15 protein-coding genes are annotated in these 16,876 nt (G+C 65.9%); 7 read left to right on the forward strand and 8 right to left on the reverse strand.

Going from position 1 to position 16,876, the window contains the following annotated elements:
* The 6 genes from NS1_RS32455 to NS1_RS32480 form a co-directional block, all read right to left on the reverse strand.
* Positions 1–920: MCE family protein (locus tag NS1_RS32455; RefSeq protein WP_062990694.1), on the reverse strand; the 920-nt coding region annotated here is incomplete at its 3' end.
* Entirely contained in the window at positions 917–1,912 is a 996-nt protein-coding gene (locus NS1_RS32460) for an MCE family protein (RefSeq protein ID WP_062990696.1), read from the reverse strand. The genes NS1_RS32460 and NS1_RS32455, both read right to left, overlap by 4 nt.
* A complete protein-coding gene (locus NS1_RS32465) occupies positions 1,909–2,934 on the reverse strand; it encodes an MCE family protein (RefSeq protein WP_062990698.1) in 1,026 nt (341 codons plus the stop codon). The genes NS1_RS32460 and NS1_RS32465 overlap by 4 nt, the downstream gene beginning before the upstream one ends.
* Positions 2,931–4,430 (reverse strand): MlaD family protein, encoded by a 1,500-nt coding sequence (locus tag NS1_RS32470; protein WP_062990700.1) that lies wholly within the window; start codon positions 4,428–4,430, stop codon positions 2,931–2,933. Before NS1_RS32470 ends, NS1_RS32465 begins: the two co-directional genes overlap by 4 nt.
* A 7-nt stretch (positions 4,431–4,437) precedes the next feature.
* Positions 4,438–5,301: an MlaE family ABC transporter permease gene (locus tag NS1_RS32475; protein WP_056822703.1), complete on the reverse strand. Its 864-nt coding sequence runs from the start codon at positions 5,299–5,301 to the stop codon at positions 4,438–4,440.
* Between the two features lie 3 nt (positions 5,302–5,304).
* Positions 5,305–6,165, reverse strand: coding sequence for an MlaE family ABC transporter permease (locus tag NS1_RS32480; RefSeq protein ID WP_373864380.1), 861 nt, complete (start codon positions 6,163–6,165; stop codon positions 5,305–5,307).
* A gap of 483 nt (positions 6,166–6,648) precedes the next feature.
* Here NS1_RS32480 and NS1_RS32485 point away from each other — a divergent pair, with 483 nt between their 5' ends.
* The gene (locus NS1_RS32485; protein ID WP_056822702.1) at positions 6,649–7,317 is read left to right on the forward strand and encodes a S1 family peptidase; all 669 of its coding nucleotides are present in this window, start codon (positions 6,649–6,651) and stop codon (positions 7,315–7,317) included.
* 65 nt (positions 7,318–7,382) lie between these two features.
* Here NS1_RS32485 and NS1_RS32490 read toward each other — a convergent pair whose 3' ends face one another.
* Positions 7,383–8,795: an MFS transporter gene (locus NS1_RS32490; RefSeq protein ID WP_062990702.1), complete on the reverse strand. Its 1,413-nt coding sequence runs from the start codon at positions 8,793–8,795 to the stop codon at positions 7,383–7,385.
* An 82-nt stretch (positions 8,796–8,877) separates the two neighbouring features.
* Complete coding sequence (gene lppU / locus NS1_RS32495) at positions 8,878–9,495, reverse strand: LppU family putative lipoprotein (protein ID WP_063816339.1); 618 nt, start codon at positions 9,493–9,495, stop codon at positions 8,878–8,880.
* A gap of 231 nt (positions 9,496–9,726) precedes the next feature.
* Here lppU and NS1_RS32500 point away from each other — a divergent pair, with 231 nt between their 5' ends.
* The 6 genes from NS1_RS32500 (at position 9,727) to NS1_RS32525 (ending at position 16,861) form a co-directional block, all read left to right on the forward strand.
* Positions 9,727–10,887 carry a serine hydrolase domain-containing protein gene (locus NS1_RS32500; protein WP_062990704.1) on the forward strand — a complete coding sequence of 387 codons (1,161 nt, stop codon included), beginning with the start codon at positions 9,727–9,729 and terminating at the stop codon, positions 10,885–10,887.
* A 36-nt stretch (positions 10,888–10,923) separates the two neighbouring features.
* On the forward strand, positions 10,924–12,261 hold the full coding sequence (locus tag NS1_RS32505) for a cytochrome P450 (RefSeq protein WP_062990706.1): 1,338 nt from the start codon (positions 10,924–10,926) through the stop codon (positions 12,259–12,261).
* A gap of 319 nt (positions 12,262–12,580) precedes the next feature.
* A complete protein-coding gene (locus tag NS1_RS32510) occupies positions 12,581–13,471 on the forward strand; it encodes a L,D-transpeptidase (protein WP_255284776.1) in 891 nt (296 codons plus the stop codon).
* 265 nt (positions 13,472–13,736) lie between these two features.
* Positions 13,737–14,648 (forward strand): carbohydrate ABC transporter permease, encoded by a 912-nt coding sequence (locus NS1_RS32515; RefSeq protein WP_373864381.1) that lies wholly within the window; start codon positions 13,737–13,739, stop codon positions 14,646–14,648.
* Positions 14,645–15,511, forward strand: coding sequence for a carbohydrate ABC transporter permease (locus NS1_RS32520; protein WP_062990710.1), 867 nt, complete (start codon positions 14,645–14,647; stop codon positions 15,509–15,511). Before NS1_RS32515 ends, NS1_RS32520 begins: the two co-directional genes overlap by 4 nt.
* Before the next feature lie 21 nt (positions 15,512–15,532).
* Positions 15,533–16,861, forward strand: a complete 1,329-nt coding sequence (locus tag NS1_RS32525; protein WP_084504699.1) for an ABC transporter substrate-binding protein — start codon at positions 15,533–15,535, stop codon at positions 16,859–16,861.
* Positions 16,862–16,876: the final 15 nt, after the last annotated feature.

Raw genomic sequence — 16,876 nt, forward strand, 5'->3', positions numbered from 1 at the left:
ATGGCGCCGTCGATGTTCTCCATGAGCAGCGGCACCACGTCGACGATCTCGATCATCGCGCCCGAGTTGGCACGCAACTGGTTGGTGACCGTGGTCAGGCCGGTCAGCGAGGCGGCCAGTTCTTCCTGATGCCCGGCGAAGGTCGTCGAGGTGTTGTTCAGGAACTGGTTGAGCTGGTCGAGGGTGGCCTGCAAGCCGGGCGCCTGGTCGGCGAGCAGTCCCGACATGGCGGTCACCCGGTCGCTGAAGTCGCGCACGGACTGATCGTTGTCGGCCAGCATCGTCGTGAGCTCGTTGAGCTTGATGATGATGTTGGAGATGGCGTCCTTGTTGTCGACGCCGACCTTCAACGCACCCGAGAGCGCGTCGAGGGTTTCGCGGATCTTCTGGCCGTTGCCGTTGAGCACCGGGTAGAGCACCCGGCCCGACAGCGGGCCGAGACCCTCCTGGCCGGGTTCGGGCTTGAGGGCCGCGGCGAACTGGTCGATGGTCTTGATCATCGTGTCCAGCTCGACCGGTGTCCTGGTCCGCGCCTTGGGCAGGTGATCGCCGGACTTCAGCGTCTCACCGCCGGTGAAGGGCGGACTCACCTCGATGTGACGGTCGGTGACGATCGAGGGCGAGATGATCGCCGCGATCGCGTCCTTCGGGATCTTGACTCCCGAGTCGATGGTCATGTGGACCTCGACGTAGGTGCCCTTGGGCACGATCTTGTCGACCTTGCCCACCGCGAGGCCGAGGACCATGATCTCGTTGCCCTCGTACATGCCCGCGATGTTCTCGAAGTCGGCGGTGATCTTGGTCGAGCGGCCGAGCGCGTCGTCGAACTGGTTCGGCAGCAGCGAGCAGCTACCGAGGGCCAGCGCGGTGGTGGCGATCATCATCGTCCGCGCGATGCGGAGTTTGTTGGTCAGTTTCATCCTTGGCACCCCTGGATCACCTGAACGAAGCACAGCCAGTTGTCGGGGAACAACCACGGCAGCGCGACCGAGCCGTAGTTGCCGTTGCCGAGGGCGTTGTTGAAGTAGCGCGCCGTCGGCTGTCCGATCTGCAGCAGCTTGTCGAGATTGTCCTTGTTCTTCTGCAGGCCCTCGGCCATGGTGTTGAGCTGGCTGATGGTGCCGCCGAACTGGTCACCGTTCTGAGCGCCGATCTCCTCCAGCTGACGGGTCAGCGTGGCGACATTGTCGAGCAGCTGGCGCAGCAGACTCTGTCGCTCCATCACCCGGTTGGCGATGGCCTCGCCCTGGGTGATGACGAGCAGGATCGAGTTGCGGTTGTCGGCGAGCAACTGCGTGACCCGGTTGAGGTCCTTGAGCAGGCTGTCGACCTCACCCTTGCGCTGATCGACCACCTTGGCGACCGCGCCGACGCTGTCGAGCGCCTGCGCCACCAGCTCCGGCGAATCGCCGAGCTGGGAGTTGATGGTGTTGAGCGAGGCGGCGAGCTTCTTGGTGTCGAGCGCCTCGAACTTCGGCGTACCGACCTGCACCACATCGGCGATGTTGTACGGCACGTCGGTGTTGCTGCGCGGGATCGTCTTGTCCTTCAGACCCGAACCGTCGCCGGGCTGAAGGTCGACGTAGCGCGCGCCGAGCAGGGTCGCCATCTTGATCGCGGCGTGCGCGTCGGGACCGAGCTCGAGCGAGCTGTCCACGTCGAGGGTGACCACCACGTGATCGCCCTCGATCTTGGCGCCGGAGACCGTGCCGACCTGCACACCGGAGACCGCGACCTTGTCGCCGGTCTTGATGCCCGCGGCCTGCACGAACTCCGCGTCGATGGACTGTTTTCCGAGCCCGATGAACTGGTAGATACTCGAACCGACCAGCAGCAACACGATGCACAGCGCACCGATCACACCCAGCCAGAAGTTGCGGTTGCCGGCGAAGGCTGACTTGATCTTGCTCATCTGCACACCTCGGAATGGCTGTTGCCACCGATCTGGCTGAACAGACCGCGCGGGAAGAGGACCCCGTACAGCGAGACGTCCAGGCCACACAGGTAGGCGTTGGCGTGAGTGCCTTCCGACGTCATGCGGCCGAGGTCGGCGAGCATCGAAGGCATGTCGATCGCGACCTGGTCGAGCTTGGCGCCGTTGGCGAGCAACAGATTCAGCGCCGCGGTGGTCGAGTTCTGGGTCGCCGCCAGCTTCGGCTGGATCTTGCTCATCATCCCGACCAGCGCGGTCGTCGAATCGGCGAGGGTGACCGTGGAAGCCTGCAGCGACTGTCCCTGGTCGTAGAGCCCGCCGATCAGCGCCCTGGTCTGGGTAATCAGGGTCTCCAATTCGTCCCCTCGCTTTGCCAACCCGGCCATCACACCGGACAGGTTGGTGATCACGTCCGACAGGATCGCGTCGCGACGCTGGAAATCAGTGGCGAGCTGGGCAGCCTGGATGATGAACGCCGACAGCGAAACCCCGTCGCCCTGCAGGGCCTGGATCAGGGTCTCCGACATCGCGTTGACCTCGGCGGGCTCGAGCGCCTGGAACAGCGGCTGGAAACCGTTGAGCAGGGCCGAGATATCGAACGAGGGCTCGGTGCGGTCGAGCGGAATCGTGGAGCCGCTCTCGAGCGCCTCCGGACTCGGCGTCGCGCCCGGGGTCAGCGCCACATAGCGCTGGCCGATCAGGTTCTGGTACCTGACCAGCGCCTTGGTGTCGTTGAACAGTGTCTGGTCGCTCTGCACGATGAACGACACCTTGGCATCGTTCTTGCCGTCGAGCTCGATGGCCTCGACCTTGCCGACGCGCACGCCGGCCATACGGACATCGTCGCCGGGCCGCAGCCCGAGAACATCGGTGAAGATCGCGGTGTACTTGCGGGTGTCACCGTCGACCGTGCGAGCCAGTGTGTTCCACACGACCACGGTGACGAGCAGTGAGACGAGCGCGAAGATACTGAACCCGATCAGTGGCTTACGGATACTCATGCGCCACCCCCGTTTTCGGACACTTGCAGGGTTCCGCCCTTCAAAATCGGACCGAGCAGCAGATATTCGGACGCGTTCGGCTTGCGACCGAGCAGCTGAGTCATCGCCGCGTCACCGGAGTAGGAGATCGGTGTGGCGGCAGGCACCGTCGCCGGAGCGGGCGCCGAGGCCGGAGCGGCCGCGGGAGCGGGCGTACCACCGAGCAGACCGGGCAGACCCGGAACCTGGATCGACGGGACGAGTCCCTCGAGCGGCGTGCCCTGGAACGGCTTGATCTCGGTGCCGTTGGCCGTGTGCATCGGCGAGACGCCGGGACTGGTCAGACCCGGGATGTCGGGCATGCCAGGGATCGACACCAACGGCGGGAGGCCGGCGGCCGAGTCGAGCCTGCGCGGACGCAGGTTCTCCGGAATCGGCGGCAGGGAGACCTCGGCCGGTGCGGTGAAGCAGCTCGGTCCGAGCAGATCGCCGTAGCGCGGGCAATCGGCGACGGTGTTGGGCTGGTACGGCGTCAACGTGATGCCGGCGTTCCAGACCATCTGCTTGCCGCTCGGGCCACCGTGGAAGGTGGTGTTGAGCTGGGCCAGCGAGGGACCGAAGACCTGGAAGGTCTTGGTGATCGACGCGGGGTCGGCGGCCAGCGCACCCAGGGTGGCGTTCATGCCGACCGTGACTTCCTTGCCCACGTCGGGGTTCGACGCGAACAGGTCGTTCACCCGATCGGTGGTGGCGCTCGCACCGGCCAGCAGCGCGATCAGCTGTTCGCGTTTGGTGGCGATGGTGTTCGCGGTCTGCACCGAGGAGCCGAGCACATCGAGCAGTTCCGGCGCCGACTGGTTCAGCGCGTGCGCGGAGTCGGAGAAGTTGTCCAGCATGCCGCCCAGGTTCGGGCCCGCGTCGGCGACCGTGGTCAGCCAGTGGTCGAGGCGCTGGATGGTCGAGCCGGGAACCCGGCCGCTGCCGTCGAGGGCCTGGGTGAGCGTGCCGAGCACGCGACCGAACTGCACCGGGTCGACCTCGTCGAGGATGTCGCGCACCGTGGTGAGCGTGTCCTGCAGCGCGATCGTGCCCTGGCTGCGGTCCTCGGGAATCTGCGAACCCTCCTTCAGGTGCTGGCTGTTCGCACCGTTGTAGACCAGCTCCACGGAGGTGACCGCGAACAGGTTGGAGGGCACGACGCGTGCGGTGACGGTGTTCGGGATGCCGTCGGCGAACTCGGGCTTGAGCTCGATGTTCACCTTCTGCTCGGCGCTCTCGCCGATGTCGACGTTCTTCACAACGCCGACGAGCACGCCGCGGAACTTCACATCGGCGTCCGACGGCAAGCCGTCGCCGGTAGTCGACAGGTTCGCGACCACGTTGACCTTGGGTACGAAGTAGCCCTGGTACCTGGCTGTGAGGAAACCCAGGATGATCGCGAAGACGATCAAACCGGCGGCCCCTGCCACGTACAACTGCTTCATGGTGGGACCGCGCCCACTCGGATCGATGATCATCGCGCCCTTACCCCGAGATCCTGATGCCGGGGTTGATGCCCCAGATCGCCAATGTCATGACGAGGTCGGCGAACACGACCAGGATGATGCACATCTTGATCGCGCGGCCGGCCGCGACGCCGACGCCTTCGGGACCGCCCGAGGCGAAGAAGCCGTAGTAGCACTGGATGAACGTCGTGATCATGACGAAGATGATCACCTTGAGCAGCGAGTAGAGCACGTCCGTCGGCACCAGGAATTGGAAGAAGTAGTGCGAGTAGGTGCCTGCCGCGGTACCTCCGATCAACTGCACGGTGACCGAGCAGGCCAGGTACGCGGTCGTCAGACCGACGGCGTACAGCGGCACGATCGCCATCACCGCGGCCATCATCCTGGTACTGACCAGGTAGGGCAGCGGGCGGATGGCGATCGACTCGAGTGCGTCGATCTCTTCGGAGATGCGCATCGCGCCCAGCTGTGCGGTGAATCGACACCCCGCCTGGGCGGCGAAGGCCAATGCCGCCAGCAGCGGGCCGAGCTCGCGGGTGGTGGCGAAGGCCGAGATCGCGCCGGTGATGGGGCTCAACCCGAGCAGGTTCAGCGAGGTGTGGCCCTGAATGGCCACCGTCATGCCGCCGAAGGCGCTGATGATCAGGATGACGCCGATGGTGCCGCCACCGACGACGATATTGCCGTTACCCCAGGTGACGTCGGTGAGCAGACGCCAGACCTCCTTCGGGTACTGCTTGAAGGCCAGTGGGATGGAGCCGACCGAACGCAGGAAGAAGAAGACCTGATGGCCGAGGCGGGCGAGCAGGTCGCCGGGCGCCTTGCTGGCCTTCTGCAGCGACCGGATCGGCCGCAGTAGCGGAGGTACGTAAGTAGATGACATGGCTCAGACCACCTGTGGGGGGAAGACGGCGGCGTAGATCTGGGTGATCGCCACGTTGACACCGAGCAGCATGACGGTGGAACTGACCACCGCGGAGTTCACCGCGTTGGCGACACCGCCGGGGCCGCCGCGCGCATTGAGGCCGCAGTCGCAGGCGATGATCGAGGCGATCAGACCGAACAGGACCGACTTCAACAGCGCCACCGCGAGGTCGCGGGTCACCGCGAACGAGGCGAAGGTGCTCATGTAGGAGCCGGGCGTACCGCCCTGGGCGAAGATGTTGAACATGTAGCCGGTGAGGAAGCCGACGAAGACGACGAAGCCGCAGAGCAGGAAGCTGACCAGCATCGCACCGCCGAGGCGGGGAGCCACCAGGCGGCGAAGCGGGTCGACGCCCATGACCTTCATCGCGTCGATCTCTTCACGGATGGTGCGTGAGCCGAGGTCGGCGCAGATGGCCGAACCGACGGCGCCCGCGATCATCAGCGCGGTGACCAGTGGGGCGCCCTGCTGGATGATGCCGAGGCCGTTGGCCGCACCGATGAACGAGGTGGCACCGACCTGACCCGCGACCGCGCCGACCTGGATCGAGACGATCACCGCGATCGGGATGGCCACCAGCAGCGTCGGCGCCGCGGCGACACTGGCCATGAAGGCGGACTGCCGGACGAACTCATCGAAAGGAAAACGCCGACGGAAGATCGCGACGAACAACTCCGTGATCGCTTCGATACCCATCGTGATCTGTCGACCGAAGGTTTCCAGCGACTTCTTCGGGTGGTCGTCCCAAAGGCCCTTCGTCCAGTCGACAGCCTCGCTGACTCGTGAACGTGTGGGCGGACTCTCGGTCGACTGCACTGCCATAACCCCTCTCGACGCCGGACCCTCAACGCTCCGGCGACTTGTTTGCTTGACGCACCTTACTACGGAGTAGCGCAGAACACATCACCGACATGTGAGCGCTGTCATAGATAGAGGTCACTGTCCGAAACTGCTATGAGACCTGCCATGCCGGACCCTACAGCCCATAATTCCAGGGTTCCGGAGATTACGCTCGGAGGCCTTTTCCTACATGGTTTCCCAGTACCGGCGGTCGCGGTAAAGAAATATTGCGGAAGTTTGTCATTCATAACGAACTCCACGCCGAATTATCCGAACACATCACGCGAGAAACACGAACGACGCGCTGCGACACGATTCCAATAGGGAATCGCTATGACAACCACTCGGGAAGGGTTGTACGACTCGGCGGCAAACACACCGGTCCGAGGGCGCGCCCGGGATCGAATACAGGCACGATAGACAGACCGTATTGATATCGTGCGAGCTTCCGACATCTGGAGGGACATGTTCAGCAAACTCGCCAAGGTGGCCAACACCGCCTTCGCCCTCGCCCTCGGTGCAGCACTGCTCGGCACCGGCGCGGCCAACGCGCAAGCAGGCCCCCCGGTGATCGGCGGCGGCTCCGGCATCGTGATCGACAACGCGTTCGAGTGCACAGTCACCACGGTCGGCTACGACGGCGCGGGCAGGCTGGTCGGCCTGACCGCGGGCCATTGCGGCGACGCGGGCGCGACGGTCAGCGCCGAGGCGGATCGAGGCTACGGCGAGATCGGCCGTTTCGTGTACAGCAACTCCGAACTCGACTACGCGGTCATCCAGTTCACGCCGGGCCGGATCACCCCGGTCAACCGGATCGGCAACGTCACCATCACCGGCGTCGGCGGACCCGCGCAGTTCCCTACGATCGTCTGTAAGGAAGGCCGGACCACCGGCAATACCTGCGGCATCACCTGGGGCGACGTCTTCGCGACCAATACCGAGACCTGGTCGCAGATGTGCGTGGTCGAAGGCGATTCCGGCGCGCCGGTCGTCGTCGGCTCGACCCTGGTCGGCATGGTCAACGCCTATCTGGCCCTGGCCTGTGTCGGACCCGAGGTCGGCACCAATATGAACTCGATCATGGACGACATGAACGGCCGCGGCGGCGTGGGTTCGGGTTACCGCCCGATCTAGTCCCTCGCCTGTACTCCCCGGATGTCGAGCGGGTCGCGTGGTTGTCCACGCGACCCGCTCCTTTTCTATACGTCGTGTACGGCAAGCGATTTCGGTGCGAGCGCGGGGCCGTCGGCGCCCGCGCAATGCGGCAGGCAGTCGACGCGTTCGGGCTGCGGCGCCTGACGCGGCACCCGGAGCAGCACCGCCGCGATGCCCGCGCCGATCAGCAACAGCAGTGCGCACCAGCGCATCGCGGTGTCGAAGCCCGCGGCGAAGGCGACGGGGTCGTCGAACGCACCGGACAACCCGGCAAGACCGGGCAACGCCGCCACGGCGAGCAGCTGCGCCGTGCGCGCGACGGCGTTGTTCACCCCCGACGCGATACCCGCCTCGCCCTCGCGCACCGCGGCGAGCACCGCACCGGTCAACGGCGCCACCAGCACCGAAAGCCCCAGCCCGAAGACGAACACGCCAGGCAGCACATCGGTGACATAGTCCGCGCCGGGTCCGATCCGTTGCAGCGCGAACACCCCGCCCGCGGCCAGTAGCGGACCGATCGTCATCGGAATCCGCGGCCCATGGCGCTGCGCCCACCGTCCCGCGGGCGCCGAGAGCACCAGCATCAGCAGCGTGACAGGCAATCCCGCGGCGCCCGACGCCATCGGCGAGTAGCCGGCGACCAGTTGCAATTGCAGAACCAGCAGGAAGAAGACGCCGCCGAGCGCGGCGTACACGAGCAACGTCACCAGATTCGCCACCGTGAACATCCGCGAACGGAACAGCGACGGCGGTACCAGCGGATTCGGGCTGCGCAGTTCCACCAGCACGAAACACACCAGCGCGACCACGCCGACAGTCATCAGCACGACCCGCGAATCGATGAGTCCCAGGGTGAGGGCGCCGAGCGCGAGCGCGACGATCACCGCTCCCGGTACGTCGATCCGGGCGGGCGCCTGCGGATCACGACTCTCCGGCACGTATCTGAGCGTGACGACGGCGACCACCACCGCGAGCGGCACATTGAGCAGGAAGATCGCCCGCCAGCCGACCAGATCGATCAATCCACCGCCGAGCAGCGGCCCGAACGCACCGGCCACCCCGCCGAGCCCGGACCACAGTCCGATCGCGCTGCCCTGATCGCGCCGATCGATCGACGCCGAGATCAGCGCCAGACTCCCCGGGGTGAGCAGCGCCCCCGCCACGCCCTGCAGCAACCGCGCGCCGACCAGCATCTCGATATTCACCGCGGCCGCGCACAACAGCGAGGTGATCGCGAAGCCGACGATCCCCCAGACGAAGACGCGACGGCGACCGAGCCGGTCACCGAGCGAACCGCCGAGCAGGATGAACGAGGCGAGGGTGAGGGTGTATCCGTTGACGGTCCACTGCAACCCGGCGACATCGGTGTGCAGCGATTCGCCGATGCGTGGCAGCGCCACGGAGACCACGGTGGCGTCCAGCGACGCCATCGACGAGCCGAGGATGGTGGCGAGCATAATCCACCGACCCGATGCCGAGTTCAGCCGAACCGTCTGTGGCACGACTCCAAACTAGCCGCCACGCACGTCGTTCGTCGGACTACAGGCTCTCCACGCAGACGACGACGCGGCGCTCGGCGTACTTGAAGCCCGAATCGGCGGCGTCGGGGCAGTCGTCGACGCTGTCGGAGTTCTTGTTGATCGTGATCACCTTGACCGGTTCGGTCCCGCCCGCGTTGCAGTCGATGCGCTTGGGTTCGTCGCCGCCCACGTCGATGCAGCCGCCGATGACCCAGTCGATGTCGAGGCACAGCGCGCCGGTCTCGATGCCGTTGAGCGTCTCGGCGTAGAAGTTGTCGCGGTCGCCGACACAGCCGTTGCTGTTCTTGGCCTTGCCGATCACCTTGTAGTTCGACGAGCGGCTACCGCACGCGGCCTTCTCGATGGTCGCGTCGTCGACGGTGCCGCCGAGCGACACGCAATCGCCGATATTGGCCTGGAAGTCGGTCTTGCCGCCCTTGCTCGACGTCGGCGCCGGCTTGCTCGCGGTGGGTTTGCCGGTGGTCTTGCCCGGCTTGGTGGTCGGAGTCGCACTGCTCGTCGCGGGGACGACGTCGATCGCCGGCTGTGCGTGGCCGTCGATGGTGCCTCCGCAACCGGTCGAGACGAACGCGGTCACGGTGATGGCGATCGCGCCGACGAGCCGGCCGATTGGCAAATCTGCAAACACCTACTGTGAATACACCACCGGAGCTACCCCCGTCGACTCCAACCCGGCGGGTCTTGCCTGCGATACCCTTGGGATTCCGGTCGCCGAGTGCGGAGCGGGGCCCCCGATCGCGTATCAGGAGGTAGCCATGGTGTTTCCGAGGCGAGGCCGTCCGAGTAGTCCACGCACATCGTGAGTAGTAACCCGGCGCCGGTCGGTGATTTCGCGGCCCCACGGCAGATGGTGGTCGATCCGCGCTTCATCCGCCTCGCCGATCATTTCTTCGGGATGTTCTCCCAGCCCAGTCGTGGTGGCGGTGCGCTGGCCATCTACCTGGACGGGCGCCCGGTGGTCGATATCTGGGCGGGCTGGGCGGCCAAGGATCTGCGCTGGACCGGCGAGAACATCGCGCTCACCTTCTCCACCGGCAAGGGCGTCGCCGCCACTGTGCTGCACCGGGTGGCCGAGCGCGGGCTCATCGACTACGAGGAGCCGGTGGCCACCTACTGGCCGGAGTTCGGGGCACACGGCAAGGACGACATCACCGTGCGTGACGTGCTGTCCCATCGCGCGGGCCTGCATCGGGTACGCGGCCTGGTCCCCGGTCGCGAGGGCATTCTCGACTACGACGCGGTGGTGACCGCCCTCGCCGAGAGCCCCGCCGACCCGCGCCGCATCCGTACCTCGGGCTATCACGCGATCACCTTCGGCTGGTTGGTCGCCGAGATCGTGCAGCGGGTGACCGGTGAGCCCTTCACCGAGGTACTGCGTCGAGAAGTGGCCCAGCCGTTGGGTATCGACGAGTTCTGGTTCCAGGTACCGCCGGGCCAGCGGCACCGGATCGCGAAGATCTTTCCGCACCTGGCGCCACCGGGGATTCGCTGGAACACCGCGTCGTCGGTGTTGTCGTGGGTGCGGCCCGCGCGCGGGCTCGCCGAGGCGGGCATGCCGGAGAGTTTCGACGAACTCGTCCGCGATCCGCGGGTGCACGATGCGGTGATGCCCGGCTGGAACGGCGTGTTCTCGGCACGGGCGCTGGCGAGGATGTACGGGGCGCTCGCCAATGGCGGCCAGGTGGGTGAGGTGCGGTTCCTGCGGCCGGAGACGATCGAGACGATCAACCGGACCCAGCAGACCAGCAGCCGCGACTATGTCCTCGGACTTCCGCTGCGGTTCACTCTCGGCTACCACCGGCCGGTGCTGATGACCAAACAGCAGCCGCGAAATGCCTTCGGCCACTATGGCGTCGGCGGATCGGGCGCCTACGCCGATCCTGATCTGGGGATGTCGATCGCGTTCGTCACCAACCGGCTGGGTGGGGCCGTCACGGCGCTCGGTGACGCGCGGCTGGCCAAGCTGGCGGCGATCGCGCAGGGGACCGTACGCGCGGCGCGTCGCTGATCGAACCGCCGGGAGGAGTCCGCCGTAGTAGAGGACATGAGTTCGCTGAGCCCCGCGCCCGCCGCGCCGCGCCTTTCGCTGCTGCACGGCGTCGCCGCGGGGCGGGATTTCGAGGGCTACCTGCGACGACGCGGGGCGCGCAGTGATCCGTTCGCGGTCGGGTTCCCCGGGTTTCCGCCCGTACTGTTCACCGGAACGGCCGAGGGCGCGCGCGAATTGTTCCGGGCGCCCGTCGCACTGCTCGAGCCGCCTCGACCCAATCCGATCGAGCCGATGGTCGGGGCCGCGTCGCTGATTCTCAGTTCCGGGACGCGGCATCGCACGGATCGCGCGCTGCTGGCGCCGGCGTTACACGGCGCTCGGATGCGGTTGTTGGGGAAGGTGATCCGGGATGCCGCACTGCACGAAATCCATTGTGGTGCAGGGGGTCCCTGGCAACTCGGCACTCGGATCGATGCGCTCACGGCCGCGCGCGCCATCACCCTGCGCGTCATCCTCGCCGCGGTGTTCGGTTCCGATTCCGATCGCGCGGCCGAATACGGCCTTCCGGTCACCGATTTCCTCGCCGCGTTCACCACCCCGCTGATGGTGGCGCCCGTATTACGCCACGGCATGGGCGGTTTCGGTCCGTGGGAGCGGTTCACCGCGACTCGGGAGCGACTGGACGAGCTGATCACGGCCGACATCACCCGGCGCCGCCGCACCGGCCCGTCAGACGGTGATCTGCTCGATCTCCTCCTCGCCCTGCGCTACGACGACGGCACCGCGCCCACCGACCCCGAACTGTGCGACCAGCTACGCACCCTGCTCGTCGCGGGCCACGAAACCACCGCGACCACGCTCACCTGGGCGCTCTATCACCTGCACCGCGAACCCGGCCTGCTCGATCGCGTGCTCGCCGAGCTGCCCACCGCGGGCGACGACCCCGCCGAACAGACCCGGCTACCGCTGCTCGACGCCGTCTGCCAGGAAACCCTGCGCCTGCACCCGCCGGTACCGATCGTGCTGCGCACGGTGAAGGAGCCGTTGCGCTGGCGCGGAGTCGACGTGGCCGCGGGCGCCACCATCGGCCTTGCCGTCGGCGTCCTGCACAGCCAGCCGTCCACCTGGCCGGCGCCGCACCTGTTCCATCCCGACCGATTCCTCGGCCGCGTGGTGACCCCGTTCGAGTTCGCGCCGTTCGGCGGCGGCCACCGCCGTTGCATCGGCGCGACGCTGGCCGACTACGAGCTGCGGATCGTGCTGGCAACGCTGCTGACCGAGGTCAGGTTGGCCCTCGAGCCGTCGCTGGCGCTCGGTAGGCGACCACGCACGGTGCCGCGCAATCTCGCGACCGCGCCGGATCGAGCGATCCACTTCACACGGACCGAGTGATATGCCTCACGTGACGTTTGAGACTCACACCCCTGTGCTTCCCGGCTGTTCGCACGCACTGCCATCGACTCGCCGCTGTGAGCGCGGCGTTTGACGAAAGCCGATGAATAACAGCACGTTATGTGACGCACGGCACATAGTTGCCGCCCTGTTATCACCGCGCAACACGGCTGGCACCCGGTCACCTGGTGCGGGTAGTAATGGAGGGTCAGGGTCGGGGACGTCGTTACCCCGTAGAGACCCGTTGCGGCCTCTGCGTCAATGAGAAAAAGCGTCAATGAGTAGATCTCGGGCCGCCGCACGCGGAACGAGAGATGGAATGGACGAGAAACCTATGCACTACGAGGCAAATATGCGGCAATCGCGCTGGCTCCGCCGGGGTCTGCTGCTGTCGGCGGCGATCGCGGCGACCGGCGCGCTGATCGCCGTGCCCGCGCAGGCTCAGCCGACTCTGCCGGGCTTCGGCGCCGGTTCGAGCCAGCCCGCGGTGAACGAGCCCGCGCAGCAGGCGCCGTTCGCGCCGCCGAACATCAACATCGCCGACGGCGAGACCGTCGGCGTCGCGCAGCCGATCATCATCACCTTCCAGGAGCCGGTCGAGGACCGCGCGGCCGCCGAGCGGGCCATCAAGGTCACCTCGAGCACCAACGCGCCGGGCTACTTCTACTGGACCTCCAGCAAGCAGGTCCGCTGGAAGCCCGCCGAGTTCTGGCCCGCCAACACCAACGTGACCGTGGCCGCGGGTGGCACCACCAGCGCGTTCCACATCGGTGACGCGTTCGTCGCCACCGTCGACGACGCCACCAAGATGATCGTCGTGACGATCAACGGTGAGGTCGTGCGCGAGATGCCGACCTCGCTCGGCAAGACCGGTCACGAGACCCCCAACGGCACCTACATCGTGGGTGAGCGGCTCGAGAAGATGACGATGGACTCGTCCACCTACGGCGTGCCGGTCACCGACCCCGAGGGCTACAAGCTCGAGGTCGAATACGCCACCCGCATCTCCAACAGCGGCATCTTCGTCCACGCCGCACCGTGGTCGGTCGCGCAGCAGGGCTATTCCAACGCCAGCCACGGCTGCCTCAATGTGAGCACCGAGGACGCGAAGTGGTTCCTGGAGAACTCGCGCCGCGGTGACGCCGTGGTCATCACCGGCACCCAGGGCGGAACCCTCAGTGCGGGTGACGGTCTCGGCGACTGGAACTGATGTACTGAGCTCATCCGCCTCTCCGCGTATTCTGGCCGGACTCAGGCGGGTTGGTTGTCGGCGACGCGGCCGACAGTCGGGTGAGTGCAGAGTCAGCCGGTTCCCGGTGAGTTACCCATGTACTCGCTGAAGAAGGGCCGAACAATACGATCAAACAGGCCGTGTTGTTCGGCCCTTTGCTGTAATCAGTCCTGTGTGCCCGATGTTCAGAAAATCGGCGGGCAGGGTTAACCAACGGTTCGCCATGCGCCGTAAAGCTGCCGCGGTGCGACAGAGTCCGGAGCGGGTGCTCCCCGGGAGAAACCGTCCGTGGCAGGACTACGCGCTGTTCGTGGTACTCGTGGTGCCGAACCTGGCGCTGCTCACCCTGTTCGTTTACCGACCGCTTGCCGACAACATCCGGTTGTCGTTCACCGACTGGAATATCGCTGATCCGGTGGCGAATTCGGTCGGGTTCGACAACTACATCGAATGGTGGCAGCGAGACGACTCATGGAAGGTCGTCAGCAATACGGTGATCTTCACCGTGGCGGCCGTCGTGGTGAGTATGGCGCTCGGCCTCGCACTCGCGATGCTGCTCGATCGAAAACTGTTCGGGCGCAATGTAGTCCGCTCCGCCATTTTCGCGCCGTTCGTGATTTCGGGCGCGGCGATCGGGGTAGCTTTTCAATTCATCTTCGATCCGAGTTTCGGTCTGGTACAAGATGTCCTGCACCGGGTCGGCGTAGACAATGTGCCGGATTTCTATCAGGACCCGGAATGGGCCCTGTTCATGGTGACGCTCACCTACATCTGGAAGAACCTCGGCTACGCCTTCGTGATCTATCTGGCCGCGCTGCAAGGCGTGCGCGCCGAATTACTCGAAGCCGCCGAAATGGACGGTGCGAACAGCTGGACTCGATTCACGAAAGTCCTTCTGCCACAACTACGCCCGACAACCTTCTTCCTGTCGATCACCGTATTGCTGAACTCGCTCCAAGTCTTCGACATCATCAATGTGATGACGCGCGGCGGACCGCTCGGCAACGGCACGACCACGATGGTGTTCCAGGTGTACGAGGAGTCGTTCCGCAATTTCCGGGCCGGGTACGGCGCCACCGTGGCCACGATCATGTTCGTGGTGCTGCTGGTGGTCACGTTGATCCAGGTGCGCGTGATGGACCGAGGCGAACGATGAAACATGTGGGCCCGCAGACGCTTTCGTACCAGCGTCGCGAACGCGCCGTCACCCTCCTCGGCTACGCGGCCATGGCGTGTGTGTTGATCATCGTCGGGGTCCCGCTGTTCTGGATCCTGATCACCTCGCTCAAGGACCGCTCCGACATCTACACCCAGCCCGCGGTCTACTGGCCGCACAGCTGGCACCCGGAGAACTACAGCCACGCCACCACCACGGTGCCGTTCTGGACGTTCCTGCGGAACTCGCTGATCGTCACCGGCGTGGTGTCGGTGGTGAAGTTCGCGCTCGGCGTGTTCAGCGCCTACGGCCTGGTGTTCCTGCGCTTCCCCGGCAAGAACATCGTGTTCCTGGTGATCATCGCGGCGCTGATGGTGCCCAACCAGATCACCGTCATCTCCAACTACGCGTTCATCGCGCAGCTCGGCTGGCGAAACACCTTCCAGGGCATCATCGTTCCGCTCTGCGGCGTCGCCTTCGGCACCTTCCTGATGCGCAACCACTTCCTGTCGCTGCCCGCCGAGGTGATCGAGGCGGCGCGGATGGACGGGGCGAACTGGTGGCGGCTGCTCACCCGCGTGGTGCTGCCCATGTCGGGGCCGACGATGGTGGCGTTCGCGGTGGTGACGCTGGTCAACGAGTGGAACGAGTACCTCTGGCCGTTCCTGATGGCCGATTCCGCCGACGTCGCGACGTTGCCGGTGGGCCTGACCCTGCTACAGAACACCGAGAACCCCAGCGTCACCAACTGGGGGCCGGTCATGGCGGGCACCGTGCTCACCATGTTGCCGATCCTCATCGTCTTCCTTGCCCTGCAACGTCACATGATCAAGGGCCTCACCTCCGGTGCGGTCAAGGGTTAAATCTCGAACAGGAGTTCGCCAGTGTCCAACTCACGATTCCCGGCGTTGAGTCGCCGTGGCTTCCTCGGCCTGACCGGCGGCGTCGCCGCTGCCGCCGCGCTGTCCGCGTGCGCGGGCACCGGCGGCGGATCCGGCGATTCCGGGGACGCCGGCACCATCACCTTCTGGTCCAACCACCCCGGCACCTCCAAGGAGCTGGAGCTGGAGCTGATCAACCGCTTCCAGACCGCGCACCCCGACCTGAAGGTGAACCTGGTCGACGCGGGCAAGAACTACGAAGAGGTGGCGCAGAAGTTCAACGCCGCGCTCACCGGCGGTGAACTGCCCGATGTTGTTGTGCTGTCCGATGTCTGGTGGTTCAACTACGCGCTGAGTAAGGCCATCGAGCCGCTCGACGGGCACTTCGGCGCCGCGGGTGTGCAGCTGAGCGACTACGTCGACTCGCTCGCCGCGGACTACCTGTTCGACGGCAAGCACTACGCGCTGCCCTACGCCCGTTCGACGCCGCTGTTCTACTACAACAAGGACGTCTGGGCGAAAGCCGGACTGCCCGACCGCGGCCCGAACTCCTGGCAGGAATTCGACGAGTGGGGCCCCAAGCTTCAGTCGCTCGTCGGCGCCGACAAGTTCGCGCATGCCTGGGGTGACGCCAAGAACTACCTGGGCTGGACCTTCCAAGGCCCGAACTGGACTTTCGGCGGCGCCTACTCCGATCAGTGGAAGCTGAAGTTCACCGATCCGGGCTCGATCGCCGCGGCCACCTACCTGCGCGACTCGATCAACGTCAAGAAGTACGCCGCGATCCGCCCGCAGATCGCGGTCGACTTCGGCACCGGCGTCGCCGCCTCGACCATCGCGTCCACCGGCGATTTGAAGGGCATCAAGAAGAACGCCGACGGCAAGTTCGAGGTGGGCACCGCGTTCCTGCCGCATCCGAACGGTCCCGGCGTCACCACCGGAGGCGCGGGTCTCGCCGTGCCTTCACGGATCTCCGACGCGCGAAAGGTGAACGCGCTCAAGTTCATCGAGTTCATCACCAACGCGGCCAACACCGCGTACTTCACGCAGAACACGGGCTACATGCCGGTGCGCAAGTCGGCGGTGACCGACCCTAGCGAGATCGACTTCCTGGCGAAGAACCCGAACTCCAAGGTCGCCATCGACCAGCTCTCGGTAGCGAAGTCGCAGGACTACGCGCGGGTGTTCGTGCCCGGCGCCGATCAGATCATCGGCACCGGTTACGAGCAGATCGGCCTCCAGAACGCCGATCCGGCAACGGTTCTCGCGAAGGTGGCGGCCGACGTGCAGGCGATCATCGACCGGCAGATCACGCCCAAGCTGCCCAAGTAGTTCCCCCACGGGCCG

This window comes from Nocardia salmonicida NBRC 13393, from assembly GCF_001613085.1.
GTDB classification, from domain to species: Bacteria; Actinomycetota; Actinomycetes; order Mycobacteriales; family Mycobacteriaceae; genus Nocardia; species Nocardia salmonicida.

Coding starts and splice junctions, on each gene's coding strand:
- NS1_RS32460 (WP_062990696.1), bottom strand. CDS start 1,912: ATGAGCAAGATCAAGTCAGCCTTCGCCGGCAACCGCAACTTCTGGCTG.
- NS1_RS32465 (WP_062990698.1), bottom strand. CDS start 2,934: ATGAGTATCCGTAAGCCACTGATCGGGTTCAGTATCTTCGCGCTCGTC.
- NS1_RS32470 (WP_062990700.1), bottom strand. CDS start 4,430: ATGATCATCGATCCGAGTGGGCGCGGTCCCACCATGAAGCAGTTGTAC.
- NS1_RS32475 (WP_056822703.1), bottom strand. CDS start 5,301: ATGTCATCTACTTACGTACCTCCGCTACTGCGGCCGATCCGGTCGCTG.
- NS1_RS32480 (WP_373864380.1), bottom strand. CDS start 6,165: ATGGCAGTGCAGTCGACCGAGAGTCCGCCCACACGTTCACGAGTCAGC.
- NS1_RS32485 (WP_056822702.1), top strand. CDS start 6,649: ATGTTCAGCAAACTCGCCAAGGTGGCCAACACCGCCTTCGCCCTCGCC.
- NS1_RS32490 (WP_062990702.1), bottom strand. CDS start 8,795: ATGCTCGCCACCATCCTCGGCTCGTCGATGGCGTCGCTGGACGCCACC.
- NS1_RS32500 (WP_062990704.1), top strand. CDS start 9,727: ATGGTGGTCGATCCGCGCTTCATCCGCCTCGCCGATCATTTCTTCGGG.
- NS1_RS32505 (WP_062990706.1), top strand. CDS start 10,924: ATGAGTTCGCTGAGCCCCGCGCCCGCCGCGCCGCGCCTTTCGCTGCTG.
- NS1_RS32510 (WP_255284776.1), top strand. CDS start 12,581: ATGGACGAGAAACCTATGCACTACGAGGCAAATATGCGGCAATCGCGC.
- NS1_RS32520 (WP_062990710.1), top strand. CDS start 14,645: ATGAAACATGTGGGCCCGCAGACGCTTTCGTACCAGCGTCGCGAACGC.